This is a genomic window from Enterobacter sp. V89_11 (assembly GCF_029967775.1).
Classification (GTDB): Bacteria; Pseudomonadota; Gammaproteobacteria; order Enterobacterales; family Enterobacteriaceae; genus Enterobacter; species Enterobacter ludwigii.
The window spans coordinates 120,245-144,401 of the sequence record NZ_JASCAN010000002.1; the positions used below are offsets into that span (position 1 = coordinate 120,245).

Below are 24,157 nucleotides of genomic sequence, written 5' to 3' on the forward strand. Positions count from 1 at the left end.
GGCGGCCGGATAAGGTACCGGCCTGCTTTACCGTTCGTTGAGGGCGATTATGAGAAAGCCGGTTATCTTCAACAAATCAGTTAATCTTGCGTTGCAGAAAAGAAAAACTATGTCGGGCGTCTGAAGAGAGAAGCACCATGCCGGTACGCGATGACCCTTGCCGCATGATGCTTAAAAAAGGGGGGGTTATGGATTGTCAGAGACCACGTCATGAAGAAGCCAGTCGTGAAATATTTTTACTTCTTCACGCATGGCGGTGTGCTGCGGGGTCACCAGGTAGTAAGACCATGTTAACGGCCAGCGATGGTCTGGGTGCAATTGAACCAGTTGCCCGGTTTCAATCAGCTGTTTCACCAGCGCGTGACGCACAATCGCCACCCCCCGGCCGCTCAGGGCCGAGAGAATAACCGCGGAAGTGGAGTTAATATGCAGCCTCCTTTCCAGCGCGCCAGGGGCATTGACGGTACGGAGAACGTCATCCCATGAGGGAAAATTCGCGCCCGGGTGCGGCGTGTCATCGTGGATCAGCTTCTGCGTGGCGAGCCAGTCACCACAGGCAATTTTCTCCGGAGGCACCAGGCGGGGGCTACAGACCAGCACCGCCTCTTCATCCATCAGCCAGGTTTTATTCACGCCGGGCCAGTCTCCCTGTCCGCAGCGAATGCCGATATCCGCCTCGCCGTGCGATACGTCCATCAGCTTTTCCGTGACGTTAAGCCGCAGATCGATTGTGTCATGTGTTTCTGAGAACCGGTTAAGACGCTCCATCAGCCAGTTCATCATTAATACCTGAGAGGCGGTGACGACCACGACAGAACGTGCGCGACGTCCGCGCAGTTTGTTTAACCCGCTTTCCAGCTTGTCCAGGCCCTGCGTAATGTCCTGCAGCGCATCCTGAGCCTCATCCACCAGCGTCAGACGCTCCTTACCCGACCGCGTACGGCGAAGCAGCGGGTGACCAACCCAGTCTTCGAGCGAACGAACAAGCTGGCCCACTGCGGCAGGCGTCACGCCAAGCTCTTGTGCCGCACCGGTAAAGCTACCGTGACGGGCGGTCGCTTCAAAAGCATGTAGCCATTTAAGTCTGTTCAGGGAACGCATTGCAGGTACTCCGATTTATTCTTTCTTTCAGTATACCTGAGCGAAGAAGATTTTCTTTCCTGTGTCGCAATTTCTTCTCAGTCGTCAACCCTGATGCAGGGTGGCATTCTGGATGCACACGATGAGGAGCGAGGCTTTTCATCAATGACAACCAAATGTTTTAAAAGAGGTTAGCAATGAACGCATCTTTTGCCGGTAAAAAGCTGTTAGTGGTCGGTGGTACAAGCGGTATGGGCTTCGAAACGGCGAAGCGGGTTCTGAAAAACGGTGGCAGCGTGGTGCTGGTGGGGAACCGCAAGGACAAAGCGGAGCAGGCTCGTCAGGCGCTGGCGGTCGACGGGCCGGTATCCATCATCGTGGCCGACCTGATGAAAGAAGAGGGTATGCAGCACGTGATGAATACCCTCAATGCTGAACACAAAGACATCAGCCTGCTGGTCAATGCCGCTGGCGTGTTCTTCCCGAAACCATTTACTGAACATGAAGCGTCAGATTACGACATGTACATGAGCATCAACCGCGCGACCTTCTTCATCACCCGTGATGTGGTGCGCAATATGATTGATGCCGGTATTAAAGGCTCCATCGTCAATATCGGCTCTATGTGGGCACAGCAGGCCATCGGGGCCACGCCGTCTTCCGCATATTCCATGGCGAAAGCCGGCCTGCATGCGTGGACCAAAAACCTGGCTATTGAGCTGGGCGGGAAAGGCATTCGCGTCAATGCCGTGTCTCCGGCCGTTGTTCACACGCCAATTTATGAAGGCTTCATCCCGAAAGACGATGTAAAAGAGGTGATGAACAGCTTCGACAGCTTCCATCCGATTGGCCGCGTGGGTACGCCGGGCGATGTGGCTGAAACGGTAGCCTTCCTGCTTTCTGACAAGACAGGCTGGGTCACCGGCGCAATCTGGGACATTGACGGCGGCGTCATGGCTGGCCGTAACGCATAATACACCGCTCATCACAGGTGATACCGTGAATAAAACTTTTCGTGCTATGCAGATTTCCTCGCCGGGCGTGCTTGAAATGGTCGTCAGACCGTTGCCCGAGCCGGGACCCGAGGACGTACTGATTAAAATTGAGGTATGCGGGGTTTGTGGTGCCGATCTTCAGGATGCGGAGAAGGTACCGGAAGCGGGGCAGCCCGGGCGCATTCCGGGCCATGAAATTATGGGCCATATTACCCGGAAAGGAGTTGCAGTTCCCGGGATCTGGCACACCGGTCAGCGCGTGGGCGTCGGGCGTCTTGGGGGATATTGCCAGCATTGCCCGCCTTGCCGTAACGGGCTTTTTCACCTGTGTGAAAATCAGCTAACGCCGGGGCTGAGCTGTGACGGAGGTTACGCCGAGTATGTTGTTATCCGCCATACCGCGCTGATTGCCATTCCTTCAGCGCTCACTTCTGTTCACGCGGCCCCGATCTTGTGCGCCGGTACGGCAACCTTTAACGCGTTGCGTCAATCCGGTGCCAGCGCGGGAGACAGGGTGGCTATTCTCGGTATTGGTGGCTTAGGCCATATGGCGATTCAGTACGCCCGGAGGATGGGGTTTGAGGTTATCGTGATTGCGCGCGGCAGTGAAAAGGCGCATGACGCTTTACAGCTGGGCGCTCATCACTATATCGATGCGCAGACGGAAAACGCGGCGGAACGGCTGAGAGCGGAAGGCGGTGTCGAGATTATTGTGGCCACTGCCCCGGATGCAGACGCGGTTTCAGCGTTATTGCCAGCCCTGGCCCCCAGAGGAAAAGCGATCCTGTTGGGTGCCGGACGCACACCGTTGCAGGTCATGCCGGGTATGATGATTGGCGCGGAACGCACCCTGACTGGTTCATTTGTCAGCACCCCGTCGCAAACCGAACGCGCACTGCGTTTCAGCCACCTTTTTCAGACGCTGCCAGTCACAGAGCTGATGCCCTTTGAACAGGCAAATGAGGCGCTCGACAGGTTACGGCAGGGAAAGGCGCGCTACCGGATAGTGCTTACGATGAACCCGGATAACTAATCGGCAGAAACACCGTCTGGCGGGGAGCCAGACGGTGGAGAGGTTACGCTTTACGCGTTGCCGCTTTCATTGCGCTCACAAACGTTTTCAGCTCAGCCAGCATTTGCTCTGGTTTGTCCACGTTCTTCTCAATGATTTTAACGATAGCGGAGCCTGAGATTGCACCGGCTGCGTTAGCGTCAATTGCCGCCGTGACCTGATCGGGAGATGAAATCCCAAAGCCCTGCAGCGGAGGGGCCGCGTGGTATTCAGCCAGCTTCTCGACCAGATGATGCAGAGGCAGCGCCGCTTTGTTCTCCGCGCCGGTTACACCCGCACGGGAGAGCAGGTAGGTATACCCGCGACCATAAGAGGCAATCTGGCGCAGCAGTTCATCATCGGCGTTTGGCGGGCAGATGAAGATAGGTGCCACATTATGGCGCATCGCCGCCTGGCGGAACGGCGCAGATTCTTCAACCGGTACGTCTGCCACCAGCACCGAGTCAACGCCCACGCGCGCGCATTCTGCATAAAAGGTATCAATACCGCGACTGAAGACCAGGTTGGCATACATTAACAGGCCAATCGGAATGGTCGGGTGCTTCTGGCGGATAGCGGCCAGCATCTCGAAACATTGCCCCGGAGTGACACCGGCCGCGAATGCCCGCAGCGTTGCGTTCTGGATAGTCGGGCCATCGGCCAGAGGATCGGAAAACGGAATACCCAGCTCCAGCGCGTCGGCACCGGCTTCAATCAGGGTGTCGATAATTTTCAGCGACTGCTCAGGACCCGGATCACCCAGCGTCACGAAGGGAACGAACGCGCCTTCCTGGCGAGATTTCAGTGCTGCAAATGCGTTATCGTAGCGTTCCATCAGATTTCCCCTCGTGCTTTCAAAATATCGTGAACGGTGAAGATGTCTTTATCACCGCGACCGGAAAGGTTAACCACCAGCAGTTGCTCTTTTTCCGGGTTCTCTTTCATCATTTTCAGCGCATGCGCCAGGGCGTGAGAGGACTCCAGGGCAGGAATGATCCCTTCGTGGCGACAGAGCGTTTTAAACGCCTCCAGGGCTTCGTCATCGGTAATGGAAACGTAGTCCGCACGACCGGTACTGTTCAGGAAGGCATGCTGAGGCCCAACGGAAGGGAAATCCAGGCCTGCCGAGATAGAGTATGACTCTTCAATCTGGCCGTCATCGGTCTGCATCATCGGCGCTTTCATACCGAAGTAAATCCCCACGCGACCATGTTTCAACGGTGCGCCGTGCTCACCGGTTTCAATCCCGTGGCCTGCAGGTTCAACGCCAATCAGCCCGACGCTGGTTTCGTCGATGAAATCAGCGAACATGCCGATAGCGTTAGAGCCACCGCCAACGCAGGCGATCACCGCATCCGGCAGGCGACCCTCTTTTTCCAGGATCTGCGCTTTGGTCTCTTCGCCAATCATGCGCTGGAATTCACGCACAATCGTCGGGAACGGGTGCGGGCCTGCAGCGGTGCCGAGCATATAGTGCGCGGTTTCATAGCTGCCAGACCAGTCGCGCAGCGCTTCGTTACACGCATCCTTCAGCGTCGCGGAGCCGCTGTGCACCGGGATCACTTCAGCGCCCATCAGACGCATACGGAATACGTTAGGTGACTGGCGCTCAACGTCTTTTGCGCCCATGTAAATGCGGCATTTCAGACCGAGAAGGGCGCTGGCAAGGGCTGATGCCACCCCGTGCTGGCCTGCGCCAGTTTCAGCGATGATTTCGGTTTTACCCATCCGTTTTGCAAGCAGCGCCTGACCCAACACCTGGTTGGTTTTATGCGCACCGCCGTGCAGCAAATCTTCACGCTTAAGATACAGCGTGGTTTTGGTGCCTTCGGTCAGGTTACGGCATTTCGTCAGGGCCGTTGGACGGCCAGCGTAGTTTTTCAGCAGGTCGGTAAACTCAGCCTGAAACGCCGGGTCTTTCTGCGCGCTCACGAACGCTTCTTCCAGCTGGCGCAGGGCGGGCATCAGGATTTGCGGGACGTACATCCCGCCGAACTCACCAAAATAGGGGTTTAGTAATGTCGTCATCTTCTCTTCCTTAATATGCACGCAGAGTTTTAAATACCGAGGCCAGCTTACTGGCATCTTTGATGCCCGGTTGCGACTCTACGCCTGAATTGAAATCGAGGCCCGCGCAGCCCGCTTTGGCGGCTTCCACGCAGTTATCCGGGCTAAGTCCACCCGCCAGCAAAACATTGTCCAGCACTTCGCCGTGCAACAGGGACCAGTCAAAACGCTGTCCCGTGCCGCCCTGGCCATTATCGAGTACGTATTTATCAACATGATTCAGGTTACGCTCAGGCAACCTGTCGCCCACGCTCTGCGCTTTCCAGATTTGCACCTGAGGTGCCAGTGCGCTGCGCAGGGCATTGATATAGGCCTGATCTTCGTTGCCATGAAGCTGTACCGCATGCAGAGATAACGCTTCGGCTTTTGCTACCACGTCGGCGATATCCGCGTTGCGAAAGACCCCCACATAGCTGAGTGGCGCTGCCGTCATCACCTGACGCGCCTGCGCTTCGGTCACCACGCGCGGGGAAGAGGCGACAAAAATCAGCCCGCCGTAAATCGCACCGGCGTCATACGCAGCCAGGGCATCCTCTTCACGGGTTAAGCCGCACACTTTGTTTTCACCCAAGAGTACGCGGCGCACCGCGGCATTGAGATCGTCATGTTCCATCATTGCAGAACCAATCAGGAAACCGTTGGCGAAATGGCTCAGCTCGCGGACCTGAGCGTAGCTGTTAATACCGGATTCACTGATCACGGTGACGCCAGAGCCCAGACGCGGCGCAAGCTGGCGCGTGCGGTTCAGGTCAATCGACAGGTCACGCAGATCGCGGTTGTTGATGCCGACCACTTTGGCTTTCAGCGCAATGGCGCGTTCCAGCTCCTCTTCGTTGCTCACTTCGGTCAGCACGCCCATGTTCAGACTGTGCGCGACCGCAGCGAGCTGGCGATACTGTTCGTCATCCAGCACTGAGAGCATCAGCAGGCAGGCATCGGCCTGGTAAAAGCGTGCCAGCCAGATCTGATACGGGTCGATAATAAAGTCTTTGCACAGGATCGGTTGTGGCGCGATCCCGCTGACAACGGGCAGGAAATCGAAGCTGCCCTGGAAATACTTCTCATCCGTCAGCACGGAGATGGCTGACGCATGATGTTTGTAGATACCGGCAATTCGCGCCGGATCGAAATCGTCACGGATAACGCCTTTCGACGGGGACGCTTTTTTGCACTCAAGAATAAACGCGGTGCGTGCGCCCTGCAGAGCATCATAGAAACGACGGCTGCTCGGGACAACGTCATTCTGGAAGCTGGCCAGCGGCTGCTGTGCTTTACGTGCTTCCACCCAGATGGCCTTATCGGCAACGATTTTCGCTAAAACGGTCTGCATTCTTTACCCTCTTGCCGCAAGTGCGGTAACGCGATCGTAAGCTGCACCTGAGCGCAGTACGTTCAGAACTTTTTGTGCGTTGGCTTTGAGATCTTCCTCGCCGTGTAAACGCATCAGCATCGCGACGTTGGCAGCCACGGCGGCCTCGTGGGCGACCTCTCCTTTACCTTGTAATAAGCGCGTCAGAATGTCACGGTTTTCTTCAGGCGTGCCGCCCGCCAGCGCTTCCTGATGGTAAGGCGTTAAACCAAAGTCGCTCGCCTCCAGCTGATAGCTCAGGATTTCACCGTCGCGCAGTTCGGCCACCAGCGTTGGCGCATGCAGCGACACTTCATCCATTCCCCCGCTGTGAACCACCGCGGCACGTTGATAACCCAGCACGCGCAGGGTCTCTGCAATCGGCAGAACCAGCTCCGGGCTGTAGACGCCAATCAGCGCCAGCGGCGGATGGGCCGGGTTGATCAGCGGGCCGAGCACGTTAAACAGCGTGCGGGTTTTAAGCTGCTGGCGAACCGGCATCGCATGGCGGAAACCGGTGTGATATTTCGGCGCAAACAGGAAGCAGACGCCCAGGTCGTCCAGGGCTTCACGCGAACGTTCGGCGTTCATCTCGAGATTGATGCCGAATGCGGCCAGCAGGTCTGACGATCCCGACCGGCTGGAGACGCTGCGGTTACCGTGCTTTGCCACTTTCAAACCACAGGCAGCCGCCACGAAGGCGCTGGCGGTGGAGATATTGATGCTGTTGCTGCCGTCACCACCGGTACCGACAATATCCGCAAACATATAGTCCGGGCGCGGGAACGGGGCGGCATTTTCCAGCAGCGCCGTTGCCGCACCGGCAATTTCCTGCGGGCTTTCACCGCGAACTTTCATGCTCACCAGCGCGGCCGCCAGTTGTTCAGGCTTCAGTTCACCGCGAACCACGGCGGAGAAGAGCTGGTGGCTCTCCTGCTGGCTCAGGGTCTGTGCCTGATACAATTTTTCCAGAACAGGTTGCAGGGTGTTGGTCTGTTCCAGTTTCTGCAGCGCCCAGTCCAGGGTCTGTTCCAGCAGACGCGCGCCGTGAGAGGTGAGGATTGACTCCGGATGGAACTGCATCCCACAGACACGATCGGTATCGTGACGTACGGCCATCACCATGCCTTCGAACGAGGCGTTAATGGTCAGGCCTGCCGGGATGTTGCTGCCGACCAGCGAGTGGTAGCGCGCCACCGGCAGCGGATTCGGCAGCCCGGCAAACATCGCCTGACCGTCATGTTCAATGCTGGAGGCTTTACCGTGCAGGATTTCACCCGCCTGGCCGACGTATCCGCCATAGGCTTCAACAATCGCCTGATGCCCCAGGCAGATGCCGATAATAGGCAACTTGCCGCGCATACGGGTCAGCAGTTCAGGCATACAGCCCGCTTCACTGGGGGCGCCGGGGCCAGGAGAGAGCATCAGCACCGGGTTTTGCATGGTTGCCAGACGCTCAATCAGGGTTTGCGCCGGCACGTGGTTACGATAGATAACGACGTTGTGACCATTCGCACGCAGCTGATCTGCCAGGTTATAGGTAAAGGAGTCGATGTTATCGAGCAGCAGAATGTCAGCCATCAGAAAATCTCCTGTGCATGGTGTGCGGTAGCGATGGCGCGCAATACCGCGCGAGCTTTATTGCGCGTTTCGTCAGCTTCAGACTGCGGAACAGAATCAAGAACCACCCCGGCGCCCGCCTGGACGGTGGCAATGCCGTCTTCAACATAGGCAGAGCGGATAACGATGCAGGTATCAAGGTCACCGTGCGCGGTGAAATAACCCACCGCACCGCCATAGCTGCCGCGACGACGCCCTTCGGCGGCGGCGATAAGCTGCATCGCACGGACTTTCGGCGCACCGCTCAGGGTGCCCATGTTCATGCAGGCGCGATAGGCGTGCAGCACGTCGAGGTCGTTGCGCAGTTCACCCACCACGCGGGAGACCAGGTGCATCACGAAGGAGTAACGGTCGACTTTCGTTAAGTCAGCCACATAGCGGCTGCCGGGAGTACAAATGCGGGCCAGATCGTTACGCGCCAGGTCAACCAGCATCAGGTGCTCGGAGAGTTCTTTGTGGTCGGTGCGCATTTCCAGTTCGATACGGCTGTCGAGATCGCGATCCAGAGAGCCATCGGCGCGACGCCCGCGCGGACGTGTACCGGCAATCGGGTAGATCTCGATCTGGCGGCTGGTGGCGTCGTATTTCAGGGAGCTTTCCGGTGACGCACCAAACAGGGTGAACTCGTTGTCCTGCATAAAGAACATATACGGGCTTGGGTTGCTCTTTTTGAGCACGTCATAGGCCGCCAGCGGCGACGGGCAGGGCAGTGAGAAACGACGGGACGGGACGACCTGGAAAATTTCCCCGGCGCGAATCGCCTTTTGCATCTGACGCACCACGGCACCGTACTGATCGTCGGTCTGGTTAACCTCACAGGTCATCTTCTCTACATGCTGAACCGGCAGTGCGGGTGGCGCTTCGGTCATTTGCTGTTGCAGCTGAGCAATACGCTGCTCAAGACGTGTTTTTTCGGTCACGGATGGCGTGAACAGGCTCGCCTGAATACGGGTATATTTTTTCTGATGGTCGATCACCAGCAGGGTCTCGGCCAGGTAGAAGCAGTAGTCAGGGCAGCGGTTGCCCTGTTCGGTTTCCGGCAGGTCTTCGAAACCGGCGACCAGATCGTAAGCAAACAGCCCGCCAAAGAACATCGCTTCGCGTTCATCTTCTGGTACCGAGACCAGGTTTTGCAGCAGGCGGAAGGCATCGAAGACTGACAAAGAACAGAGGCGTGCATCTTCGTCCAGCAGTTGGCTGACCGGCGGGAAATGCAGTACCCGCACTTCCGGGTGACGTTCATTCTCGATGCCCGCTGGGAGGGAGGCGTCCAGCAGTGGGAGCAGCGCGGCACCGTTCTCAGAGAGCGCCTTAATCGTGACAGTGTCACCCAGCGCGGTAATGCGCAATGCGCTGTCGACCAGCAGCAGGCTCTTAAGATCGTCTTTACTGTCAATATCTGCGGATTCCAGCAGCAACGTCGCCGGACGCGCACCGCAGACCTGATGAAACAGCGCGGTTGGGTTGTGGCGATAGACCGCCTCGCAGGTCAGCAATTCGAGGTGTGGTTTGGCTGTTTGCATTATGTTGTTCTCATTTATTCTGTTCAAAAAAAAAGCCCGCTTAGTCGCGGGCTGGGTATCTGTTTGCATTTCGCAGACGTGTGACACTGCCCGATAATCAGGATGTGCGCCACCAACCGTGCAGAGTGAAATGTGCTGTCATTTTCAGATACCTTTCTCGTGTGAACTTGCGTACTAGTTAACTAGTTCGATGACAAGTTGTCAACCCTTGATTTCAGAATTTCGCGCCAAGCCGTTATCATAGGGGTTTCGGATGTCTTTAACCTGCTATGGGAAGTGCTTTGAGCGATACCACCTACGCCGTAATTTATGATTTACACAGCCATACTCAGGCCTCTGATGGCCTGCTGACACCCGAAGCCCTGGTTCATCGCGCCGTTGAAATGCGTGTTGGCACGCTGGCGATAACCGATCACGATACGACAGATGCTATTCCCGCGGCGCGCGCCGAAATTGCCCGCAGCGGACTGGCGCTGAATCTGGTGCCCGGCGTCGAAATTTCGACCGTCTGGGAAAATCACGAAATTCACATTGTTGGCCTCAATATCGATATTGAACATCCGGCAATGCGTGCATTTTTGCACGAACAAAAATCGCGCCGCAACGAACGCGCCGAAATGATTGGTGAGCGACTGGAAAAAGCGCATATTCCCGGAGCGCTGGAAGGTGCACAGAAACTGGCAAACGGTGGGGCGGTGACGCGCGGCCATTTTGCCCGTTTTCTGGTTGAGGCGGGCAAAGCCACAACGATGGCGGACGTGTTTAAAAAATATCTGGCACGCGGGAAAACCGGTTACGTTCCGCCACAGTGGTGTACAATAAAACAAGCTATTGATGTCATTCATCATTCTGGCGGTAAGGCCGTGCTCGCCCATCCGGGGCGGTATAATCTTTCTGCTAAGTGGCTGAAAAGACTGCTGGCACACTTTGCCGAATGTGGCGGTGAGGCGATGGAAGTCGCCCAGTGTCAGCAGGCGCCCAATGAGCGTGCGCAGCTTGCGACCTACGCTCGTCAGTTCGGTCTGCTGGGTTCGCAGGGGTCGGATTTCCATCAGCCCTGTGCGTGGATCGAGCTGGGACGCAAGCTCTGGTTGCCCGCAGGCGTTGAGCCCGTCTGGCAGCTCTGGGAACAGCCGCAGAAAATTGAAGAGAGGGAAGTATGAGTCAGTTTTTCTATATTCATCCGGATAACCCGCAGCCACGCTTAATTAATCAGGCCGTGGAGATCGTTCGCAAAGGCGGCGTGATTGTCTACCCGACCGATTCTGGCTACGCGCTGGGCTGTAAAATTGAAGACAAAGGGGCGATGGAGCGCATTTGCCGCATTCGTCAGCTGCCGGACGGCCATAACTTTACCCTGATGTGCCGCGATCTTTCTGAACTGTCGACCTACGCGTATGTCGATAACGTGGCGTTTCGTCTGATCAAAAATAACACGCCGGGCAACTACACCTTTATTCTTAAAGGAACCAAGGAAGTGCCGCGCCGACTGTTACAGGAAAAGCGTAAAACCATCGGGATGCGCGTACCGTCCAACCCGATTGCGCAGGCGCTGCTGGAAACCCTCGGCGAGCCGATGCTTTCGACCTCTTTAATGTTGCCTGGGAGCGAGTTCACCGAATCCGATCCCGAAGAGATTAAAGACCGTCTGGAAAAGGTGGTCGAGTTGATTATTCATGGCGGCTACCTTGGTCAGCAGCCAACCACCGTTGTTGACTTAACCGAAGATGCGCCAGAAGTAATTCGTGAAGGCGTGGGTGATGTTAAGCCTTTCTTGTAAGGGTGTAAGCAGATATACTACGCGGCCATCAAAGCAGGGCTGAGCCCTCTTTTGACCTGATTCGACGCCTGTGAAGGCGCGCAAGATAAATATTAAATCATTTATAATCAATGAGTTAATATATTTCGGTTAATGGTTGTTACCACCCTGTGTGACAGCCGTTAGCCGCCTCTCGACTCTCATCATGTATGTACACCTTTCCCCTGCCGTTCATGTCTTCGTTGGTACGGTCTAATACTCGGTATTAATACGGACAGGCTTCTTGGCTTCTATTGTCCAAAATCTGTTAGTTGCGCATTTTCTGCACTCTTTATACCCTGAGATTAATCCTAATGAATCAAGGGTGAGCATGGCTATCGGGAACAGACAGATTCAAAAGGAATCACCCAAAGAAGAGTTAGATTGCTTGCTGGATGAGCTTGCACTCACACAGGAGCAACGGGAGTTTATAGAATCAATGCGGCAAGATAACGGGGATAAAAACAACGAGGAGTAGTGTCTATGGCGTGGATATGTGAAGTGGGCAGCCGTAGTGCTGCCGATATTGCTGTTTGTGTGGTCGGTTCAAGATCAGTAGCCGATCTGTTGGTATGTAGAGTTGAGTCTCGCAGTGTGTCTCAAGGTATGGATGGGCTATGGTGTGAGGTAACATCTCGAAGTGTTGCTTCATCGAAAGTAAAGTTTGTCACTTCGCGCTCTTCCGCTGATTTACTGATTTGTTATGTGACATCACGTAGCGTTGCTGGATGGACGAGAGAACATCCACTGAAAGGTGAACTCTGACCATAAGGAATCATCATGAGCATTTACTTCACTGATCATGGTAGTGCTATTGAATACCAGGTAGAAGGACGTTGGACAGTCAAGGGAGATTATTTGCAGGTCAACCATGGCCCCAATATCCCAGGCGGCTTGTACAAAATCAACGACAATAAAGTGAAATTCCCCTTCGACTACAAAGAAGTTGAGGGAGTGATCGACACTGAAAAACTGACTTTCACCGTGTGTGGCATCGAATACAAAATGAGAAAAATGCAAACAAATCCGTGGACTGTATAACTAAAAGGGGGCTATGCCCCCTTATGTTATTTCTTCAAGTCACCAGTACATTGATACTCCATTGTGACCATTGTTTCCATACATCCGCTTGAGGATGGTTGAGAACAAACTGAAGTATAACCGCCGAACGGCTCTGCACCAGAATAGCCCCATGCAGCGCAACGCTGTGCTGCTGCTTGAGCGCCTTGCTGAACGTTCACTTTAGGGGATTCGAACATCCCGAAAGAATAGCTCATTTTTACAGTCCCATCGGCTTTGCTACCACCAGTAGGAACCAGTTGTTTCTGTACAGCACACCCAGAGAGAAGCAGAGTTGTAGCTACCAACACCAATAAACCTTTGCGCATAGAAATCATCCCAATTGATTGTTTTATTTTGAAGCGTCTGCAATGTTAAAACATAACTTCATAAAAATTAAGTGGATTCTTATTGCTTTTCTGTAGTCTATTGCATTTTTTCTTCTGGGTTAGTGTTTGCATGAGTAATGTTAGCTGTCGTATGGTCGAAGCTCGTTCTAAGTTGCACAATGCGGGCTGATAACGCCATGTTTTAGGGGTGACTGTATGTAAATCCGCCGTTATGATTGCTATAAATGCAGAGTCATAAAGATTGAGACGTGGATACAGTCGAGGAACTTAACGGAACATATTTCTATGCGGGGCGTTCAAACCTCACCGCTTCCGAACTCTTTTTCATGGTGTTTGTCTTCAATACTGCTGATCAATTCGGCATCAAAGATATTGCCGCTGTCTATGCTCTCTATGCTGGTATGAATGACCAGACTACACGGACTAAACCTGGTACGGCGATTCCTGGAACGTCCAGATTGTCGAAAGGAGTACGGCGGGTATTTGGAAACAGAATGTTCCCGTTTGGGTTAAAGATGCCAACGTGGATTGGCGGTTATACCCCGTGGACTGTTAAGCGTAGGATGGTTAGGAAGATCGGAACGTGGGTAGGGCGAACTATCCCTCTCATAGGTGAGGTGATTCTTGTGGCTGATGTGTCGCAGATCATCTACAACTCGATCACTGAATACAACACCATTGCACGGGGTGACGATAAGTTATGGTAGACGATATCGAGAAACGAGTGATCGAGATGTTCACTATCCGTGGTGGTACTTACCTGTTCAGAAAAAAGAAATACGACACCTACACGCCGGAATCGAGTATTCATTTTGATGTGCAGCTTGATCAGGATGATGTTGAAGAGTTGGTAGAAGACTATTCGAAAGAGTTCAACGTTAATATGTCGGATTTCCATCTTGAAACCTACTATCCAGAAGTTAAGTTTTCATGGAACCCGTTCAAAAAGCCTGAACCTGTGGATGTTCCAGATTTCACCATTGATATGTTTATCCAGTCTGCAAAAGCTGGAAGATGGTTGTACAAATAGGGGGCATTTTGCCCTCTTTGTTTCATTTGAACGCACACCGTAGCACCACACCAAGTAAAGCTGGTGATCGGCTCTTCCTCCTTTTTCAATCGTTATTCCTCTTCAAAGGTCATTGTGTAGCGGCATTGCTGCGACGGCCTGATCGTAACTGTCTCCGTAAAGTTGGCGTTTTCGTAGATACACACCTTAGCGTTTCCTGTCTCCTGTTCGCCCGTCAAAGTTAATGTAATGCGCTCTGCATGAGCGGTGAGGGCTGGCAGTAGTGCCAGCGTAAGCACAAGCAAGCGTTTCATGTTAATCACTCCCAAATGTTTGCAAGGGCAGCGCCCACGCTCTTAACGTTAATCTTCAAATAGTTCATGGTGACTTTAGGATCTGAATGGTTAAGTGCTTTCATTGCTAAAGCAAGGTTGCTGTTGGATTTCTCCCATACCTGTGTTGCAGAAAATTTTCTGAAAGAATGGCACCCTACGGTTCCTTTGATCCCCACATTCTCAGCAGCCTGTTTGACCTCACGGTTCACCTGTTAACGGCTGACAGGGGCTTTTCCTGATGCACGATTGCTGTATGACGTGAACATATTCGTCTTTCGGGAATGCCTGGCGGCGACGTTATACGATCTCCCACACCTTCGCAGGGACTATGATTTCCTTCTTCTTGCCTGTCTTACTCTCCAGCACTTCCAGCGTGTTTCCTTCCTTGAACTGACTGAACTTCGTTTGCTGTCTGATCGCTACCATTAACCATGCGTTGGAAGTGAGCTTCCGAATAGCCTTGTGCGGCTTCAACCGTATCAGAAGCAGATAATGGAGAATCAGGATTTATGTTTCTGTGCCACTGTCCTAACTCCGGCAGACGTTCCACCTCGGCAACATCCCTTTCGAGTGCATGTAGAAGATAGTTGTCAAAGTCCTGTTTAGTGGCGGCTCGGTAGCCCTGAATTTTACGTTTGAACTCTTCGATGCTCATCGTTCCATTCTGCACAAGCGGAATGAAAGGGCGGATCTGATTCATGATCACTTCCGCTTACTTTCGGCTATCAGTTCCGAGACTTAAACGCACAAAACTTGTTGAATCATTTAGTCTAAAGTTAGTGTAGTATGTGCGCCCACGAATCATTGTGTGTGACAGCTTGTGTGACACGTTGTTTACCATGCTGTGTACCATGAAAGAGTTACAGATCAGCGAGTTAAGATGATTTTTTAGCTAGCTCGTTGTTTTAGAAAGTATACCAGACGCCTGTGAAGGCGACACCTGAGGAAGCTCAATGAGCGAGAAGTTACAGAAAGTGCTGGCGCGTGCCGGCCACGGTTCACGCCGTGAAATCGAAGCCATTATTGAAGCGGGGCGCGTGAGTGTGGACGGTAAAATCGCCACGCTGGGTGACCGCGTAGAAATCGTACCGGGATTGAAGATCCGCATCGACGGTCATCTTATTTCCGTGAAAGAGTCCGCTGAGCAGATTTGCCGTGTGCTGGCGTATTACAAGCCAGAAGGCGAGCTGTGTACGCGCAACGACCCTGAAGGTCGCCCGACGGTGTTTGACCGTCTGCCTAAACTGCGCGGCGCTCGCTGGATTGCCGTGGGGCGTCTGGACGTGAATACCTGCGGCCTGCTGCTGTTTACCACTGATGGTGAACTGGCAAACCGTCTGATGCACCCTAGCCGTGAAGTGGAACGCGAATACGCCGTGCGTGTCTTCGGCCAGGTTGATGAGAATAAACTGCGCGATCTGTCTCGCGGCGTTCAGCTGGAAGACGGTCCTGCGGCATTTAAAACCATCAAATTTACCGGTGGCGAAGGCATTAACCAGTGGTACAACGTTACCCTGACTGAAGGCCGTAACCGCGAAGTGCGTCGTCTTTGGGAAGCGGTAGGTGTGCAGGTGAGCCGTCTGATCCGTGTCCGTTATGGCGACATCCTGCTGCCAAAAGGTCTGCCACGGGGTGGTTATACCGAGCTGGATCTGACACAGACTAACTACCTGCGTGAACTGGTCGGCCTGACGCCAGAAACCACCTCTAAAGTGGCGGTGGAAAAAGATCGTCGTCGTATGAAGGCGAATCAGATCCGTCGTGCGGTGAAACGTCATAGCCAGGTGAGCAGCAACCGCCGCTCTGGCAGCCGTAACAACAACGGTTAACATAAAAGCCCGGTGATGATCACCGGGCTTTTTTCTTAGTAATCAATACCGATTTGCGCTTTGATTCCCGCGTCAAACGCGTGTTTGACCGGACGCAGTTCGCTGACGGTATCAGCAAGCTCCAGTATTTCCCGATGACAGCCACGCCCCGTGACGATAACCGTCTGGTGCGCCGGACGTTGTTGTAGCGCCTCCAGTACCACATCCAGCGGGAGATAGTCGTAGGCCACCATATAGGTTATCTCATCCAGCAGAACCATATTCAGGGCGGGGTCTGCCAGCATTCTTTTGGCGTGCTCCCAGACTGCAAGACAAGCTGCAGTATCGGTTTCCCGGTTCTGCGTATCCCATGTGAAACCTGTCGCCATCACCTGAAATTCAACGCCATGCGGTTCAAGCAGATTACGTTCGCCGTTCGGCCATTCGCCTTTGATGAACTGAATGACGCCCACTTTCTGCCCGTGACCGACAGCACGCGTGGCGGTGCCAAATGCCGCGGTAGTTTTACCTTTGCCGTTACCGGTAAAGACGATAATTATCCCGCGCTCGTCCTGTGCGGCCGCAACGCGCGCATCGACCTGTTCCTTCAGACGCTGCTGGCGTTGTTGATGACGTTCTTCACTCATTGCGAAATCCCTGGTTTACGGCCCGGCTGGGCATCGAAGGTCATCCCCGTTTTACGACGACTGTCGTCGCCCATCAGCCAGAGATAGAGCGGCATAATGTCTGCGGGTGTTTTCAGTTTCTGCGGGTCTTCCGACGGGAAGGCGCTGGCGCGCATTTTGGTGCGCGTTCCACCCGGGTTAATGCAATTTACGCGCAGATGGCGGCTTTGATACTCTTCCGCCAGCACCTGCATCATCCCTTCAGTCGCGAATTTTGAGACGGCATATGCTCCCCAGTTGGCTCGACCTTCGCGGCCTACGCTTGAGGAGGTAAAGACCAGCGAGCCGGACTCGGATTTAAGTAATAAAGGAAGCAAAGCCTGCGTCAGGAAAAACGTGCCGTTGACGTTGACCTGCATCACCTGCTGCCAGATATCGGGATCCTGTTCGTCCATAGGACGGACTTCTCCCAGCAAACCCGCATTGTGCAGGACACCGTCCAGCCGCGGATAGTGGGCGCTAATACGGTGAGCAAGCTCCTGGCACACCGCTGGCGTGCAGGTGAGTAAATCGAGGGTATACCACGGGGCCGGAATGCCGCCTGCCGCCTCTATTTCCTGCGCGACGCTTTTCAGTTTCTCTTCGTTACGACCAATAAGAATAACGCTCGCGCCATAGTCAGCGTAGGTCAGGGCCGCCTCGCGACCAATTCCGTCGCTGGCACCGGTGACCAGAATGATGCGATTTTGCAGCAGATTTTTTTGCGGTTGATAATGCACGGGGACTCCTCTGGTGCGCAGTGACGCAATGACGCCTTCTTTATGACTTTTCGGCTTTATGCCCGAATTAGCATGAGAATTCAATCAGTCTACAGGAGGCATTACTGTAAAATTAACAATTTGCAAATATTTAAACCCCCATGAGGGGATTCCTGAAGCAGGCTCGCAGAGGTAATGTCACGAGCGAGACGCATGGGCAGGGCTGTTGTACACTGCCGTGAAAGAATCGTGGTTAAACAAGGTGGAACGCGTGGAATTACTTTCTCAGTATGGGTTGTTTTTGGCCAAAATCGCAACGGTGGTGATTGCCATTGCGGTGATTGCCGTTCTGATTGTAAACCTGACGCAGCGTAAGCGTCAGCGTGGGGAGTTACGCATTACCCGCCTGAGTGAGCAGTATAAAGAGATGCAGGAAGATATGTCTCTGTCGCTGCTCGATAGCCATCAACAGAAGCAGTGGCTTAAAGCGCAGAAGAAAAAGCATAAACAAGAAGCCAAAGCGGCAAAAGCGAAAGCCAAGCTCAATGCACCGCAGGATGAGGCAAAGCCACGCGTCTATGTGCTCGACTTTAAAGGCAGCATGGATGCGCATGAAGTTTCTTCTCTGCGCGAAGAGGTCACTGCCGTTCTTGCCGTGGCAAAACCGCAGGATCAGGTGGTGGTGCGTCTTGAAAGCCCGGGCGGTGTGGTACACGGTTATGGACTGGCTGCGTCACAGCTGCAGCGCCTGCGTGAAAAACAGATCCCGCTGACCGTTGCGGTGGATAAAGTCGCGGCGAGCGGTGGCTACATGATGGCCTGCGTCGCGGATAAAATTGTGGCGGCACCGTTTTCTATTATTGGTTCAATCGGTGTGGTTGCGCAAATCCCTAACTTTAACCGCTTCCTCAAAAACAAAGAGATCGACATTGAACTGCACACGGCCGGGCAGTACAAACGCACTCTGACGCTGCTGGGTGAAAATACGGAAGAGGGGCGTCAGAAATTCCGTGAAGATCTCAATGAAACGCACCACCTCTTTAAAGACTTTGTGCACCGTATGCGCCCATCGCTCGATATTGAGCAGGTTGCCACGGGGGAGCACTGGTACGGGATCCAGGCCCAGGAGAAAGGACTGGTAGATGAAGTGGGCACCAGCGATGACCTGCTGCTGAGCCTGATGGATGGCCGTGAGCTGGTGGGCGTGCGCTTTACGCAGCGCAAGCGTCTGCTCGATCGCTTTACCAACAGTGCGGCAGAAAGTGCCGATCGGCTGTTGCTCCGCTGGCTACAGCGCGGACAAAAACCGTTGCTGTAAACAAAAACGCGAGGCTCAGGCCTCGCGTTTTGCATTAATCAACCAGGTGATATTTCTCTGAAAGCGTATGCGCCAGGTATTTAAACATGTTAAACACGGCGGTGCTTTTCGGGGTAGGTAGCCCCTGTTCGTCAAGGAAGTATTCGCCGCTGAAAACCAGCACGCCATTACGCTGTTCTACGCCGGTGGCTTCAATGCCCGCCAGAGTATCTTCATGATCACGGATAAGCTTGTTTGCTTCGATAAGCAGAGAGACTCGGTCAATTGGTTGGGTCGTATTGTGCATAATCCACTCCTTAAACAGTGACAATAGTCTACGCCGAGGGCGCTTTGGGGGCAAATTTTCCCTGTAATCTGAGGGGATAAGGTGCAGGAGCCTGGCTGGCGTGATTTGCTTTTGCATGCTAATAAAGTTGCGTAACGGATTTTATCAGGTAGAGTGTGCGCTTTCGTCATTCTGGCAACAGAATTGCTTGACATTCGACCGGTAATTCGTCACGAATCATATGAGGCGTGAGAAAAATACCCGAAAACTCAATCACCTGGGCGTCATTTCTCTGACGTTCGGTAAGACAAAGGGGTTGATATCCCCTGACGCAGTCGCAATATCAATGACGCGTCGTCAGTGGAAGGGAAATCAACGTGCGGCGTATTCCTGGAAGAATTAAATTAGGTAAAGGTGAATATGGGTAAAGCTCTCGTCATCGTTGAGTCCCCGGCAAAAGCCAAAACGATCAATAAGTATCTGGGTAATGACTACGTGGTTAAGTCCAGCGTGGGTCATATCCGCGATTTGCCGACCAGTGGCTCAGCCAGCAAAAAGAGCGCAGACTCTACCTCCACCAAAGGGGCTAAAAAGCCTAAAAAGGATGAACGTAGCGCGCTTGTCAACCGCATGGGTGTTAACCCATGGCACAACTGGGATGCACAATACGAAGTGCTGCCCGGGAAAGAAAAAGTCGTTAATGAGCTGAAGCAGCTTGCTGAAAAAGCAGACCACATCTATCTCGCAACCGACCTTGACCGCGAAGGGGAAGCCATTGCGTGGCACCTGCGGGAAGTGATCGGTGGTGATGACAAACGCTACAGCCGTGTAGTGTTTAACGAAATTACGAAGAATGCGATTCGTCAGGCGTTTGAAAAGCCGGGCGAACTGAACATTGACCGTGTAAACGCGCAGCAGGCACGTCGCTTTATGGACCGTGTTGTGGGCTACATGGTGTCTCCACTGCTGTGGAAAAAGATTGCCCGTGGTCTGTCCGCAGGCCGTGTGCAATCCGTTGCCGTGCGTCTTGTCGTTGAACGTGAACGCGAAATTAAAGCGTTTGTGCCAGAAGAGTTCTGGGAAGTCGACGCGAATGTCACCACGCCGGGCGGGGATGCTCTGCCGCTGCAGGTGAGCCATCAAAACGACAAGCCTTTCCGTCCTGAAAACCGTGACCAGACCATGGCCGCGGTGGCGCTGCTGGAAAAAGCACGCTATCAGGTTCTAGAGCGTGAAGACAAACCGACCAGCAGTAAGCCTGGCGCACCATTTATTACCTCTACGCTGCAACAGGCCGCAAGCACGCGTCTGGGTTATGGCGTGAAGAAAACCATGATGATGGCCCAGCGCTTGTATGAAGCGGGTTACATCACCTACATGCGTACCGACTCGACTAACCTGAGTCAGGATGCGGTTAACATGGTGCGCGGCTATATCGGTGACAATTTCGGTAAGAAATACCTGCCAGAAAGCGCTAACCAGTACGCCAGCAAAGAGAACTCACAGGAAGCGCACGAAGCCATTCGTCCTTCTGACGTCTCTGTGTTAGCGGAATCCCTGAAGGATATGGAAGCCGACGCCCAGAAGCTGTACCAGCTTATCTGGCGTCAGTTCGTCGCGTGTCAAATGACACCCGCGCAGTACGATTCCACTACGCTTACCGTTGGTGCGGGTGATTTCCGTCTGAAAGCGCGTGGCCGTATCCTGCGTTTCGACGGCTGGACGAAAGTCATGCCTGCACTGCGTAAAGGCGACGAAGACCGAACGCTGCCCGCGGTGAACAAAGGGGATGAACTCTCTCTGGTTGACCTTGTGCCAGCTCAGCACTTTACCAAGCCGCCTGCGCGCTTTAGCGAAGCATCGCTGGTAAAAGAGCTGGAAAAACGCGGTATTGGTCGTCCGTCAACCTATGCGTCAATCATTTCGACCATTCAGGATCGTGGTTATGTGCGTGTTGAAAACCGCCGTTTCTACGCTGAAAAAATGGGTGAGATCGTAACCGACCGTCTGGAAGCTAACTTCCGCGAGTTGATGAACTACGACTTTACCGCACAGATGGAAGACAGCCTTGACCAGGTTGCCAGCCATCAGGCGGAATGGAAGAAAGTGCTCGACAGCTTCTTCAGCGACTTTACCAACCAGCTTGAAAAAGCGGAGAAAGATCCTGAAGAGGGCGGCATGCTGCCTAACCAGATGGTACTGACCAGCATCGATTGCCCAACCTGTGGCCGTAAGATGGGGATCCGTACTGCGACAACAGGCGTCTTCCTCGGTTGCTCTGGCTATGCGTTATCGCCGAAAGAGCGCTGCAAAACCACCATCAACCTGGTACCTGAGAACGAAGTTCTTAACGTGCTGGAAGGTGACGATGCAGAAACCAATGCCCTGCGTGCCAAACGTCGTTGTAAGAAATGTGGCACGGCGATGGACAGCTACCTGATCGATCCGAAACGTAAATTGCACGTCTGCGGGAATAACCCAACGTGTGATGGTTATGAGATCGAAGAGGGTGAGTTCCGCATCAAAGGCTATGACGGCCCTATCGTTGAGTGCGAGAAGTGTGGCTCGGAAATGCACCTGAAAATGGGGCGTTTCGGGAAATACATGGCGTGCACCAACGACGAGTGTAAGAACACTCGTAAGATTCTGCGTAACGGTGAAGTCGCGCCGCCGAAGGAAGATCCGGTTCCGCTGCCAGAATTGCCGTGTGAGAAGTCTGACGCCTATTTCGTGCTGCGTGACGGTGCTGCCGGGGTCTTCCTCGCGGCCAACACCTTCCCGAAATCGCGTGAAACCCGCGCGCCGCTGGTGGAAGAGCTGCATCGCTTCCGCGACCGTCTGCCTGAGAAACTGCGTTATCTGGCCGATGCGCCACAGCAGGATCCTGAAGGGAATAAAACGGTGGTACGTTTTAGCCGTAAAACAAAACAGCAGTACGTTGCGGCTGAGAAAGAGGGGAAAGCGACCGGCTGGTCCGCCTTCTTTATCGACGGAAAATGGGTTGAAGGCAAGAAATAATCTTCCCTTACCGTAACTTACCTGTAAAAGGGCCGGACTTCCGGCCCTTTTTTATTACCTTGTTATTATTTTTTGTTCCGTACTATACAGTCAGGCTATAAATGATATAGTGGTTATAGTTAACCCTTTTCTTATTATCAAATCGTCTTAAGCGATTGACCGCGTGCGCTAAATCGGATGGTCTGGCATGAAATTACAGCAGCTTCGTTATATCGTTGAGGTGGTGAATCACAACCTTAACGTCTCTTCTACCGCTGAGGGGTTATATACCTCGCAACCGGGCATCAGCAAACAGGTTCGTATGTTGGAGGACGAATTGGGTATCCAGATTTTCGCTCGCAGCGGTAAGCACCTCACGCAGGTGACACCCGCCGGGCAGGAAATCATTCGTATTGCCCGGGAAGTCCTCTCCAAAGTTGACGCTATTAAATCCGTGGCGGGTGAACATACCTGGCCGGATAAAGGCTCGCTTTATATTGCCACAACGCATACTCAGGCGCGTTATGCGCTGCCAGGCGTTATTAAGGGCTTTATAGAACGTTATCCGCGCGTCTCTTTGCATATGCATCAGGGCTCGCCCACGCAAATCGCTGAAGCGGTTTCAAAGGGCAACGCGGACTTTGCCATCGCGACAGAAGCGCTTCACCTGTATGACGATCTGGTTATGCTACCGTGCTACCACTGGAACCGTTCTATTGTAGTGACCCCGGATCATCCGCTGGCGGGGAAAGGGTCGGTGACTATTGAAGAGCTGGCGCAATATCCTTTAGTGACATACACCTTCGGCTTCACCGGACGCTCTGAGCTTGATACGGCCTTTAACCGGGCGGGATTAACGCCGCGCATTGTCTTTACCGCCACGGATGCTGATGTCATTAAAACCTATGTGCGGCTTGGCCTGGGCGTTGGGGTGATTGCCAGCATGGCCGTCGACCCGGTTTCAGACCCGGATTTGGTTCGTCTTGATGCGCACGATATTTTCAGCCACAGTACGACCAAAATTGGTTTCCGTCGCAGCACCTTCCTGCGCAGCTATATGTATGATTTTATTCAACGCTTTGCCCCGCATTTAACGCGTGACGTGGTCGATACGGCGGTTGCATTACGCTCAAATGAAGATATTGAAGAGATGTTTAAAGACATCAAACTTCCGGCAAAATAATCACTCCCGGTATCTTTCCCTCACGGAAAGATACCGAATTAACTCCTCAAAGCTAAATCATAATTATCATCATCTACATTTTCCCTGCCATATAATGTCATTACCCATTTAATCTGTATGGTTTTAATGTCGTGAATTGGCGACAAAAGTAGAAAGTAATTTACGGCTACGCAAATATTTCTTTTCAATTATTTATTTCTGGTCAAAAGATTGAATATTTCCCACCAATTGATGCGTAAATTCACTGGCTTTTCGGCTAAAGTTTCTTTAGGATTTATCTCAACAGATGATTAATTGTACCAATTGTTTGGTCCTAAATGATAAGCGATATCGATTGTATGAGGTTAGCAATGCCTTCAGGAAGTGAAGAACCGCAAAGGGATCCTGCGCTCAAGCGTAAAGCCTGGCTGGCGGTCTTTCTCGTCTCCGCCCTGTTTTGGGTAGTGGTTGCTCTCCTTGCCTGGAAATATTGGGGTTGAATATGGCAGTGACGGTACGTACAGAAACGGTAAAACAGATGTGTCAGCATCGTGACAGTGGTCACAAAGGACGCAAAGCACCTGCGACCGTTGTCCCCGCGTCCTGGAAACTGACGCCACAGCAGCAAGCCTTTATTGATGTGTTCGCAGAAGACGAACCCAAAAAACAATAATTTAGTTAATTGCGTAATGATGCAAATAGTCTGAATAAAGACTCTGCACCTTTGTACTCTTTAATAAATACACATCAGCAATATAGAACTGAGGGCAAACCTCGGAGCCTTTTTAAAAATAATGCCTGGTGTACCCTATGATGAATAACATGATGTCTCACAAATACTGGTCATGGCTCGGCGTTTTTTCTGTGTCGATCCTGTTCTGGTCTCAGCTCATCTGGCTGGCCTTCCTGTAAATCCAAAACCTCGCTGCGGCGGGGTTTTTTGTTTTCGCACTTCACTGGACCATTCCTAAATTTATCAATTCGGGTT

General features: G+C 53.1%; 27 protein-coding genes and 1 other annotated feature. Of the genes, 14 read left to right on the forward strand and 13 right to left on the reverse strand.

Going from position 1 to position 24,157, the window contains the following annotated elements; all coding sequences use genetic code 11:
* Nucleotides 1–186 precede the first annotated feature (186 nt).
* Complete coding sequence (locus QLG09_RS02175; RefSeq protein ID WP_279259538.1) at nt 187–1,101, reverse strand: LysR substrate-binding domain-containing protein; 915 nt, start codon at nt 1,099–1,101, stop codon at nt 187–189.
* Nucleotides 1,102–1,277: 176 nt separating this feature from the next.
* Here QLG09_RS02175 and QLG09_RS02180 point away from each other — a divergent pair, with 176 nt between their 5' ends.
* Nucleotides 1,278–2,054 (forward strand): SDR family oxidoreductase, encoded by a 777-nt coding sequence (locus tag QLG09_RS02180; RefSeq protein ID WP_020882429.1) that lies wholly within the window; start codon nt 1,278–1,280, stop codon nt 2,052–2,054.
* A gap of 25 nt (nt 2,055–2,079) precedes the next feature.
* Nucleotides 2,080–3,108, forward strand: a complete 1,029-nt coding sequence (locus QLG09_RS02185; protein ID WP_152691360.1) for an alcohol dehydrogenase catalytic domain-containing protein — start codon at nt 2,080–2,082, stop codon at nt 3,106–3,108.
* Nucleotides 3,109–3,151: 43 nt separating this feature from the next.
* Here the strand turns inward: QLG09_RS02185 and trpA are convergent, their stop codons facing one another.
* The 5 genes from trpA to QLG09_RS02210 are packed head-to-tail and all read right to left on the reverse strand — an operon-like array spanning nt 3,152 to nt 9,684.
* Entirely contained in the window at nt 3,152–3,961 is an 810-nt protein-coding gene (trpA, locus tag QLG09_RS02190; RefSeq protein ID WP_014170385.1) for a tryptophan synthase subunit alpha, read from the reverse strand.
* Nucleotides 3,961–5,154: a tryptophan synthase subunit beta gene (gene trpB, locus QLG09_RS02195; RefSeq protein ID WP_020882431.1), complete on the reverse strand. Its 1,194-nt coding sequence runs from the start codon at nt 5,152–5,154 to the stop codon at nt 3,961–3,963. The genes trpA and trpB overlap by 1 nt, the downstream gene beginning before the upstream one ends.
* 10 nt (nt 5,155–5,164) lie before the next feature.
* A complete protein-coding gene (trpCF, locus tag QLG09_RS02200; RefSeq protein WP_049023367.1) occupies nt 5,165–6,523 on the reverse strand; it encodes a bifunctional indole-3-glycerol-phosphate synthase TrpC/phosphoribosylanthranilate isomerase TrpF in 1,359 nt (452 codons plus the stop codon).
* Between the two features lie 3 nt (nt 6,524–6,526).
* Complete coding sequence (gene trpD, locus QLG09_RS02205) at nt 6,527–8,122, reverse strand: bifunctional anthranilate synthase glutamate amidotransferase component TrpG/anthranilate phosphoribosyltransferase TrpD (RefSeq protein WP_014170382.1); 1,596 nt, start codon at nt 8,120–8,122, stop codon at nt 6,527–6,529.
* The gene (locus QLG09_RS02210) at nt 8,122–9,684 is read right to left on the reverse strand and encodes an anthranilate synthase component 1 (RefSeq protein WP_025203978.1); all 1,563 of its coding nucleotides are present in this window, start codon (nt 9,682–9,684) and stop codon (nt 8,122–8,124) included. The genes trpD and QLG09_RS02210 overlap by 1 nt, the downstream gene beginning before the upstream one ends.
* Nucleotides 9,685–9,710: 26 nt before the next feature.
* Nucleotides 9,711–9,805: a sequence feature (Trp leader region), on the reverse strand.
* A gap of 148 nt (nt 9,806–9,953) precedes the next feature.
* Between QLG09_RS02210 and rnm the strand changes: the two genes are divergently transcribed.
* The 3 genes from rnm (at nt 9,954) to QLG09_RS02225 (ending at nt 12,523) form a co-directional block, all read left to right on the forward strand.
* Entirely contained in the window at nt 9,954–10,847 is an 894-nt protein-coding gene (rnm, locus tag QLG09_RS02215) for an RNase AM (protein ID WP_152691350.1), read from the forward strand.
* Nucleotides 10,844–11,464 carry an L-threonylcarbamoyladenylate synthase gene (locus tag QLG09_RS02220; RefSeq protein WP_003856793.1) on the forward strand — a complete coding sequence of 207 codons (621 nt, stop codon included), beginning with the start codon at nt 10,844–10,846 and terminating at the stop codon, nt 11,462–11,464. The genes rnm and QLG09_RS02220 overlap by 4 nt, the downstream gene beginning before the upstream one ends.
* A 798-nt stretch (nt 11,465–12,262) precedes the next feature.
* Nucleotides 12,263–12,523, forward strand: a complete 261-nt coding sequence (locus QLG09_RS02225; RefSeq protein ID WP_049023364.1) for a hypothetical protein — start codon at nt 12,263–12,265, stop codon at nt 12,521–12,523.
* Between the two features lie 26 nt (nt 12,524–12,549).
* On the opposite strand, the gene yecR is transcribed toward QLG09_RS02225, so the two are convergent.
* A complete protein-coding gene (yecR, locus tag QLG09_RS02230) occupies nt 12,550–12,870 on the reverse strand; it encodes a YecR family lipoprotein (RefSeq protein ID WP_072034176.1) in 321 nt (106 codons plus the stop codon).
* 269 nt (nt 12,871–13,139) lie between these two features.
* Between yecR and QLG09_RS02235 the strand changes: the two genes are divergently transcribed.
* Entirely contained in the window at nt 13,140–13,598 is a 459-nt protein-coding gene (locus QLG09_RS02235; RefSeq protein WP_049022531.1) for an STM2901 family protein, read from the forward strand.
* On the forward strand, nt 13,592–13,921 hold the full coding sequence (locus QLG09_RS02240) for a DUF1493 family protein (RefSeq protein ID WP_049022532.1): 330 nt from the start codon (nt 13,592–13,594) through the stop codon (nt 13,919–13,921). Before QLG09_RS02235 ends, QLG09_RS02240 begins: the two co-directional genes overlap by 7 nt.
* 92 nt (nt 13,922–14,013) lie before the next feature.
* On the opposite strand, the gene QLG09_RS02245 is transcribed toward QLG09_RS02240, so the two are convergent.
* From QLG09_RS02245 to QLG09_RS02255, 3 genes are all read right to left on the reverse strand, one after another.
* A complete protein-coding gene (locus QLG09_RS02245) occupies nt 14,014–14,214 on the reverse strand; it encodes a hypothetical protein (RefSeq protein ID WP_074148054.1) in 201 nt (66 codons plus the stop codon).
* A gap of 5 nt (nt 14,215–14,219) precedes the next feature.
* Nucleotides 14,220–14,444: a tyrosine-type recombinase/integrase gene (locus tag QLG09_RS02250; protein ID WP_316992542.1), complete on the reverse strand. Its 225-nt coding sequence runs from the start codon at nt 14,442–14,444 to the stop codon at nt 14,220–14,222.
* Nucleotides 14,445–14,587: 143 nt separating this feature from the next.
* Complete coding sequence (locus tag QLG09_RS02255) at nt 14,588–14,935, reverse strand: hypothetical protein (protein WP_193394802.1); 348 nt, start codon at nt 14,933–14,935, stop codon at nt 14,588–14,590.
* Nucleotides 14,936–15,188: 253 nt separating this feature from the next.
* Here QLG09_RS02255 and rluB point away from each other — a divergent pair, with 253 nt between their 5' ends.
* Nucleotides 15,189–16,064, forward strand: a complete 876-nt coding sequence (gene rluB / locus QLG09_RS02260; protein ID WP_008502809.1) for a 23S rRNA pseudouridine(2605) synthase RluB — start codon at nt 15,189–15,191, stop codon at nt 16,062–16,064.
* Between the two features lie 35 nt (nt 16,065–16,099).
* Here rluB and cobO read toward each other — a convergent pair whose 3' ends face one another.
* Nucleotides 16,100–16,690 carry a cob(I)yrinic acid a,c-diamide adenosyltransferase gene (gene cobO, locus QLG09_RS02265; protein WP_025203995.1) on the reverse strand — a complete coding sequence of 197 codons (591 nt, stop codon included), beginning with the start codon at nt 16,688–16,690 and terminating at the stop codon, nt 16,100–16,102.
* Nucleotides 16,687–17,448 carry a YciK family oxidoreductase gene (locus tag QLG09_RS02270; protein WP_020882436.1) on the reverse strand — a complete coding sequence of 254 codons (762 nt, stop codon included), beginning with the start codon at nt 17,446–17,448 and terminating at the stop codon, nt 16,687–16,689. Before QLG09_RS02270 ends, cobO begins: the two co-directional genes overlap by 4 nt.
* A 250-nt stretch (nt 17,449–17,698) precedes the next feature.
* Here QLG09_RS02270 and sohB point away from each other — a divergent pair, with 250 nt between their 5' ends.
* A complete protein-coding gene (gene sohB, locus QLG09_RS02275) occupies nt 17,699–18,745 on the forward strand; it encodes a protease SohB (RefSeq protein WP_049022540.1) in 1,047 nt (348 codons plus the stop codon).
* Nucleotides 18,746–18,779: 34 nt separating this feature from the next.
* On the opposite strand, the gene QLG09_RS02280 is transcribed toward sohB, so the two are convergent.
* Nucleotides 18,780–19,031 carry a YciN family protein gene (locus QLG09_RS02280; protein ID WP_020882438.1) on the reverse strand — a complete coding sequence of 84 codons (252 nt, stop codon included), beginning with the start codon at nt 19,029–19,031 and terminating at the stop codon, nt 18,780–18,782.
* Between the two features lie 399 nt (nt 19,032–19,430).
* On the opposite strand from QLG09_RS02280, the gene topA reads away from it, so the two are divergent.
* The 5 genes from topA (at nt 19,431) to ymiC (ending at nt 24,081) form a co-directional block, all read left to right on the forward strand.
* On the forward strand, nt 19,431–22,028 hold the full coding sequence (topA, locus tag QLG09_RS02285; RefSeq protein ID WP_049022533.1) for a type I DNA topoisomerase: 2,598 nt from the start codon (nt 19,431–19,433) through the stop codon (nt 22,026–22,028).
* 187 nt (nt 22,029–22,215) lie between these two features.
* Complete coding sequence (gene cysB, locus QLG09_RS02290; RefSeq protein ID WP_006175683.1) at nt 22,216–23,190, forward strand: HTH-type transcriptional regulator CysB; 975 nt, start codon at nt 22,216–22,218, stop codon at nt 23,188–23,190.
* Nucleotides 23,191–23,528: 338 nt separating this feature from the next.
* Nucleotides 23,529–23,669: a YmiA family putative membrane protein gene (locus tag QLG09_RS02295; RefSeq protein WP_214579162.1), complete on the forward strand. Its 141-nt coding sequence runs from the start codon at nt 23,529–23,531 to the stop codon at nt 23,667–23,669.
* Nucleotides 23,670–23,671: 2 nt separating this feature from the next.
* Complete coding sequence (locus QLG09_RS02300) at nt 23,672–23,842, forward strand: hypothetical protein (protein ID WP_032669764.1); 171 nt, start codon at nt 23,672–23,674, stop codon at nt 23,840–23,842.
* Between the two features lie 140 nt (nt 23,843–23,982).
* A complete protein-coding gene (ymiC, locus tag QLG09_RS02305; protein ID WP_032669830.1) occupies nt 23,983–24,081 on the forward strand; it encodes a small membrane protein YmiC in 99 nt (32 codons plus the stop codon).
* Nucleotides 24,082–24,157: the final 76 nt, after the last annotated feature.

Coding starts and splice junctions, on each gene's coding strand:
- QLG09_RS02175 (WP_279259538.1), bottom strand. CDS start 1,101: ATGCGTTCCCTGAACAGACTTAAATGGCTACATGCTTTTGAAGCGACC.
- QLG09_RS02180 (WP_020882429.1), top strand. CDS start 1,278: ATGAACGCATCTTTTGCCGGTAAAAAGCTGTTAGTGGTCGGTGGTACA.
- trpA (WP_014170385.1), bottom strand. CDS start 3,961: ATGGAACGCTACGATAACGCATTTGCAGCACTGAAATCTCGCCAGGAA.
- trpB (WP_020882431.1), bottom strand. CDS start 5,154: ATGACGACATTACTAAACCCCTATTTTGGTGAGTTCGGCGGGATGTAC.
- trpCF (WP_049023367.1), bottom strand. CDS start 6,523: ATGCAGACCGTTTTAGCGAAAATCGTTGCCGATAAGGCCATCTGGGTG.
- trpD (WP_014170382.1), bottom strand. CDS start 8,122: ATGGCTGACATTCTGCTGCTCGATAACATCGACTCCTTTACCTATAAC.
- QLG09_RS02210 (WP_025203978.1), bottom strand. CDS start 9,684: ATGCAAACAGCCAAACCACACCTCGAATTGCTGACCTGCGAGGCGGTC.
- rnm (WP_152691350.1), top strand. CDS start 9,954: ATGGGAAGTGCTTTGAGCGATACCACCTACGCCGTAATTTATGATTTA.
- QLG09_RS02220 (WP_003856793.1), top strand. CDS start 10,844: ATGAGTCAGTTTTTCTATATTCATCCGGATAACCCGCAGCCACGCTTA.
- QLG09_RS02225 (WP_049023364.1), top strand. CDS start 12,263: ATGAGCATTTACTTCACTGATCATGGTAGTGCTATTGAATACCAGGTA.
- yecR (WP_072034176.1), bottom strand. CDS start 12,870: ATGCGCAAAGGTTTATTGGTGTTGGTAGCTACAACTCTGCTTCTCTCT.
- QLG09_RS02240 (WP_049022532.1), top strand. CDS start 13,592: ATGGTAGACGATATCGAGAAACGAGTGATCGAGATGTTCACTATCCGT.
- QLG09_RS02245 (WP_074148054.1), bottom strand. CDS start 14,214: ATGAAACGCTTGCTTGTGCTTACGCTGGCACTACTGCCAGCCCTCACC.
- QLG09_RS02255 (WP_193394802.1), bottom strand. CDS start 14,935: ATGAATCAGATCCGCCCTTTCATTCCGCTTGTGCAGAATGGAACGATG.
- rluB (WP_008502809.1), top strand. CDS start 15,189: ATGAGCGAGAAGTTACAGAAAGTGCTGGCGCGTGCCGGCCACGGTTCA.
- cobO (WP_025203995.1), bottom strand. CDS start 16,690: ATGAGTGAAGAACGTCATCAACAACGCCAGCAGCGTCTGAAGGAACAG.
- QLG09_RS02280 (WP_020882438.1), bottom strand. CDS start 19,031: ATGCACAATACGACCCAACCAATTGACCGAGTCTCTCTGCTTATCGAA.
- topA (WP_049022533.1), top strand. CDS start 19,431: ATGGGTAAAGCTCTCGTCATCGTTGAGTCCCCGGCAAAAGCCAAAACG.
- cysB (WP_006175683.1), top strand. CDS start 22,216: ATGAAATTACAGCAGCTTCGTTATATCGTTGAGGTGGTGAATCACAAC.
- QLG09_RS02295 (WP_214579162.1), top strand. CDS start 23,529: ATGAGGTTAGCAATGCCTTCAGGAAGTGAAGAACCGCAAAGGGATCCT.
- QLG09_RS02300 (WP_032669764.1), top strand. CDS start 23,672: ATGGCAGTGACGGTACGTACAGAAACGGTAAAACAGATGTGTCAGCAT.
- ymiC (WP_032669830.1), top strand. CDS start 23,983: ATGAATAACATGATGTCTCACAAATACTGGTCATGGCTCGGCGTTTTT.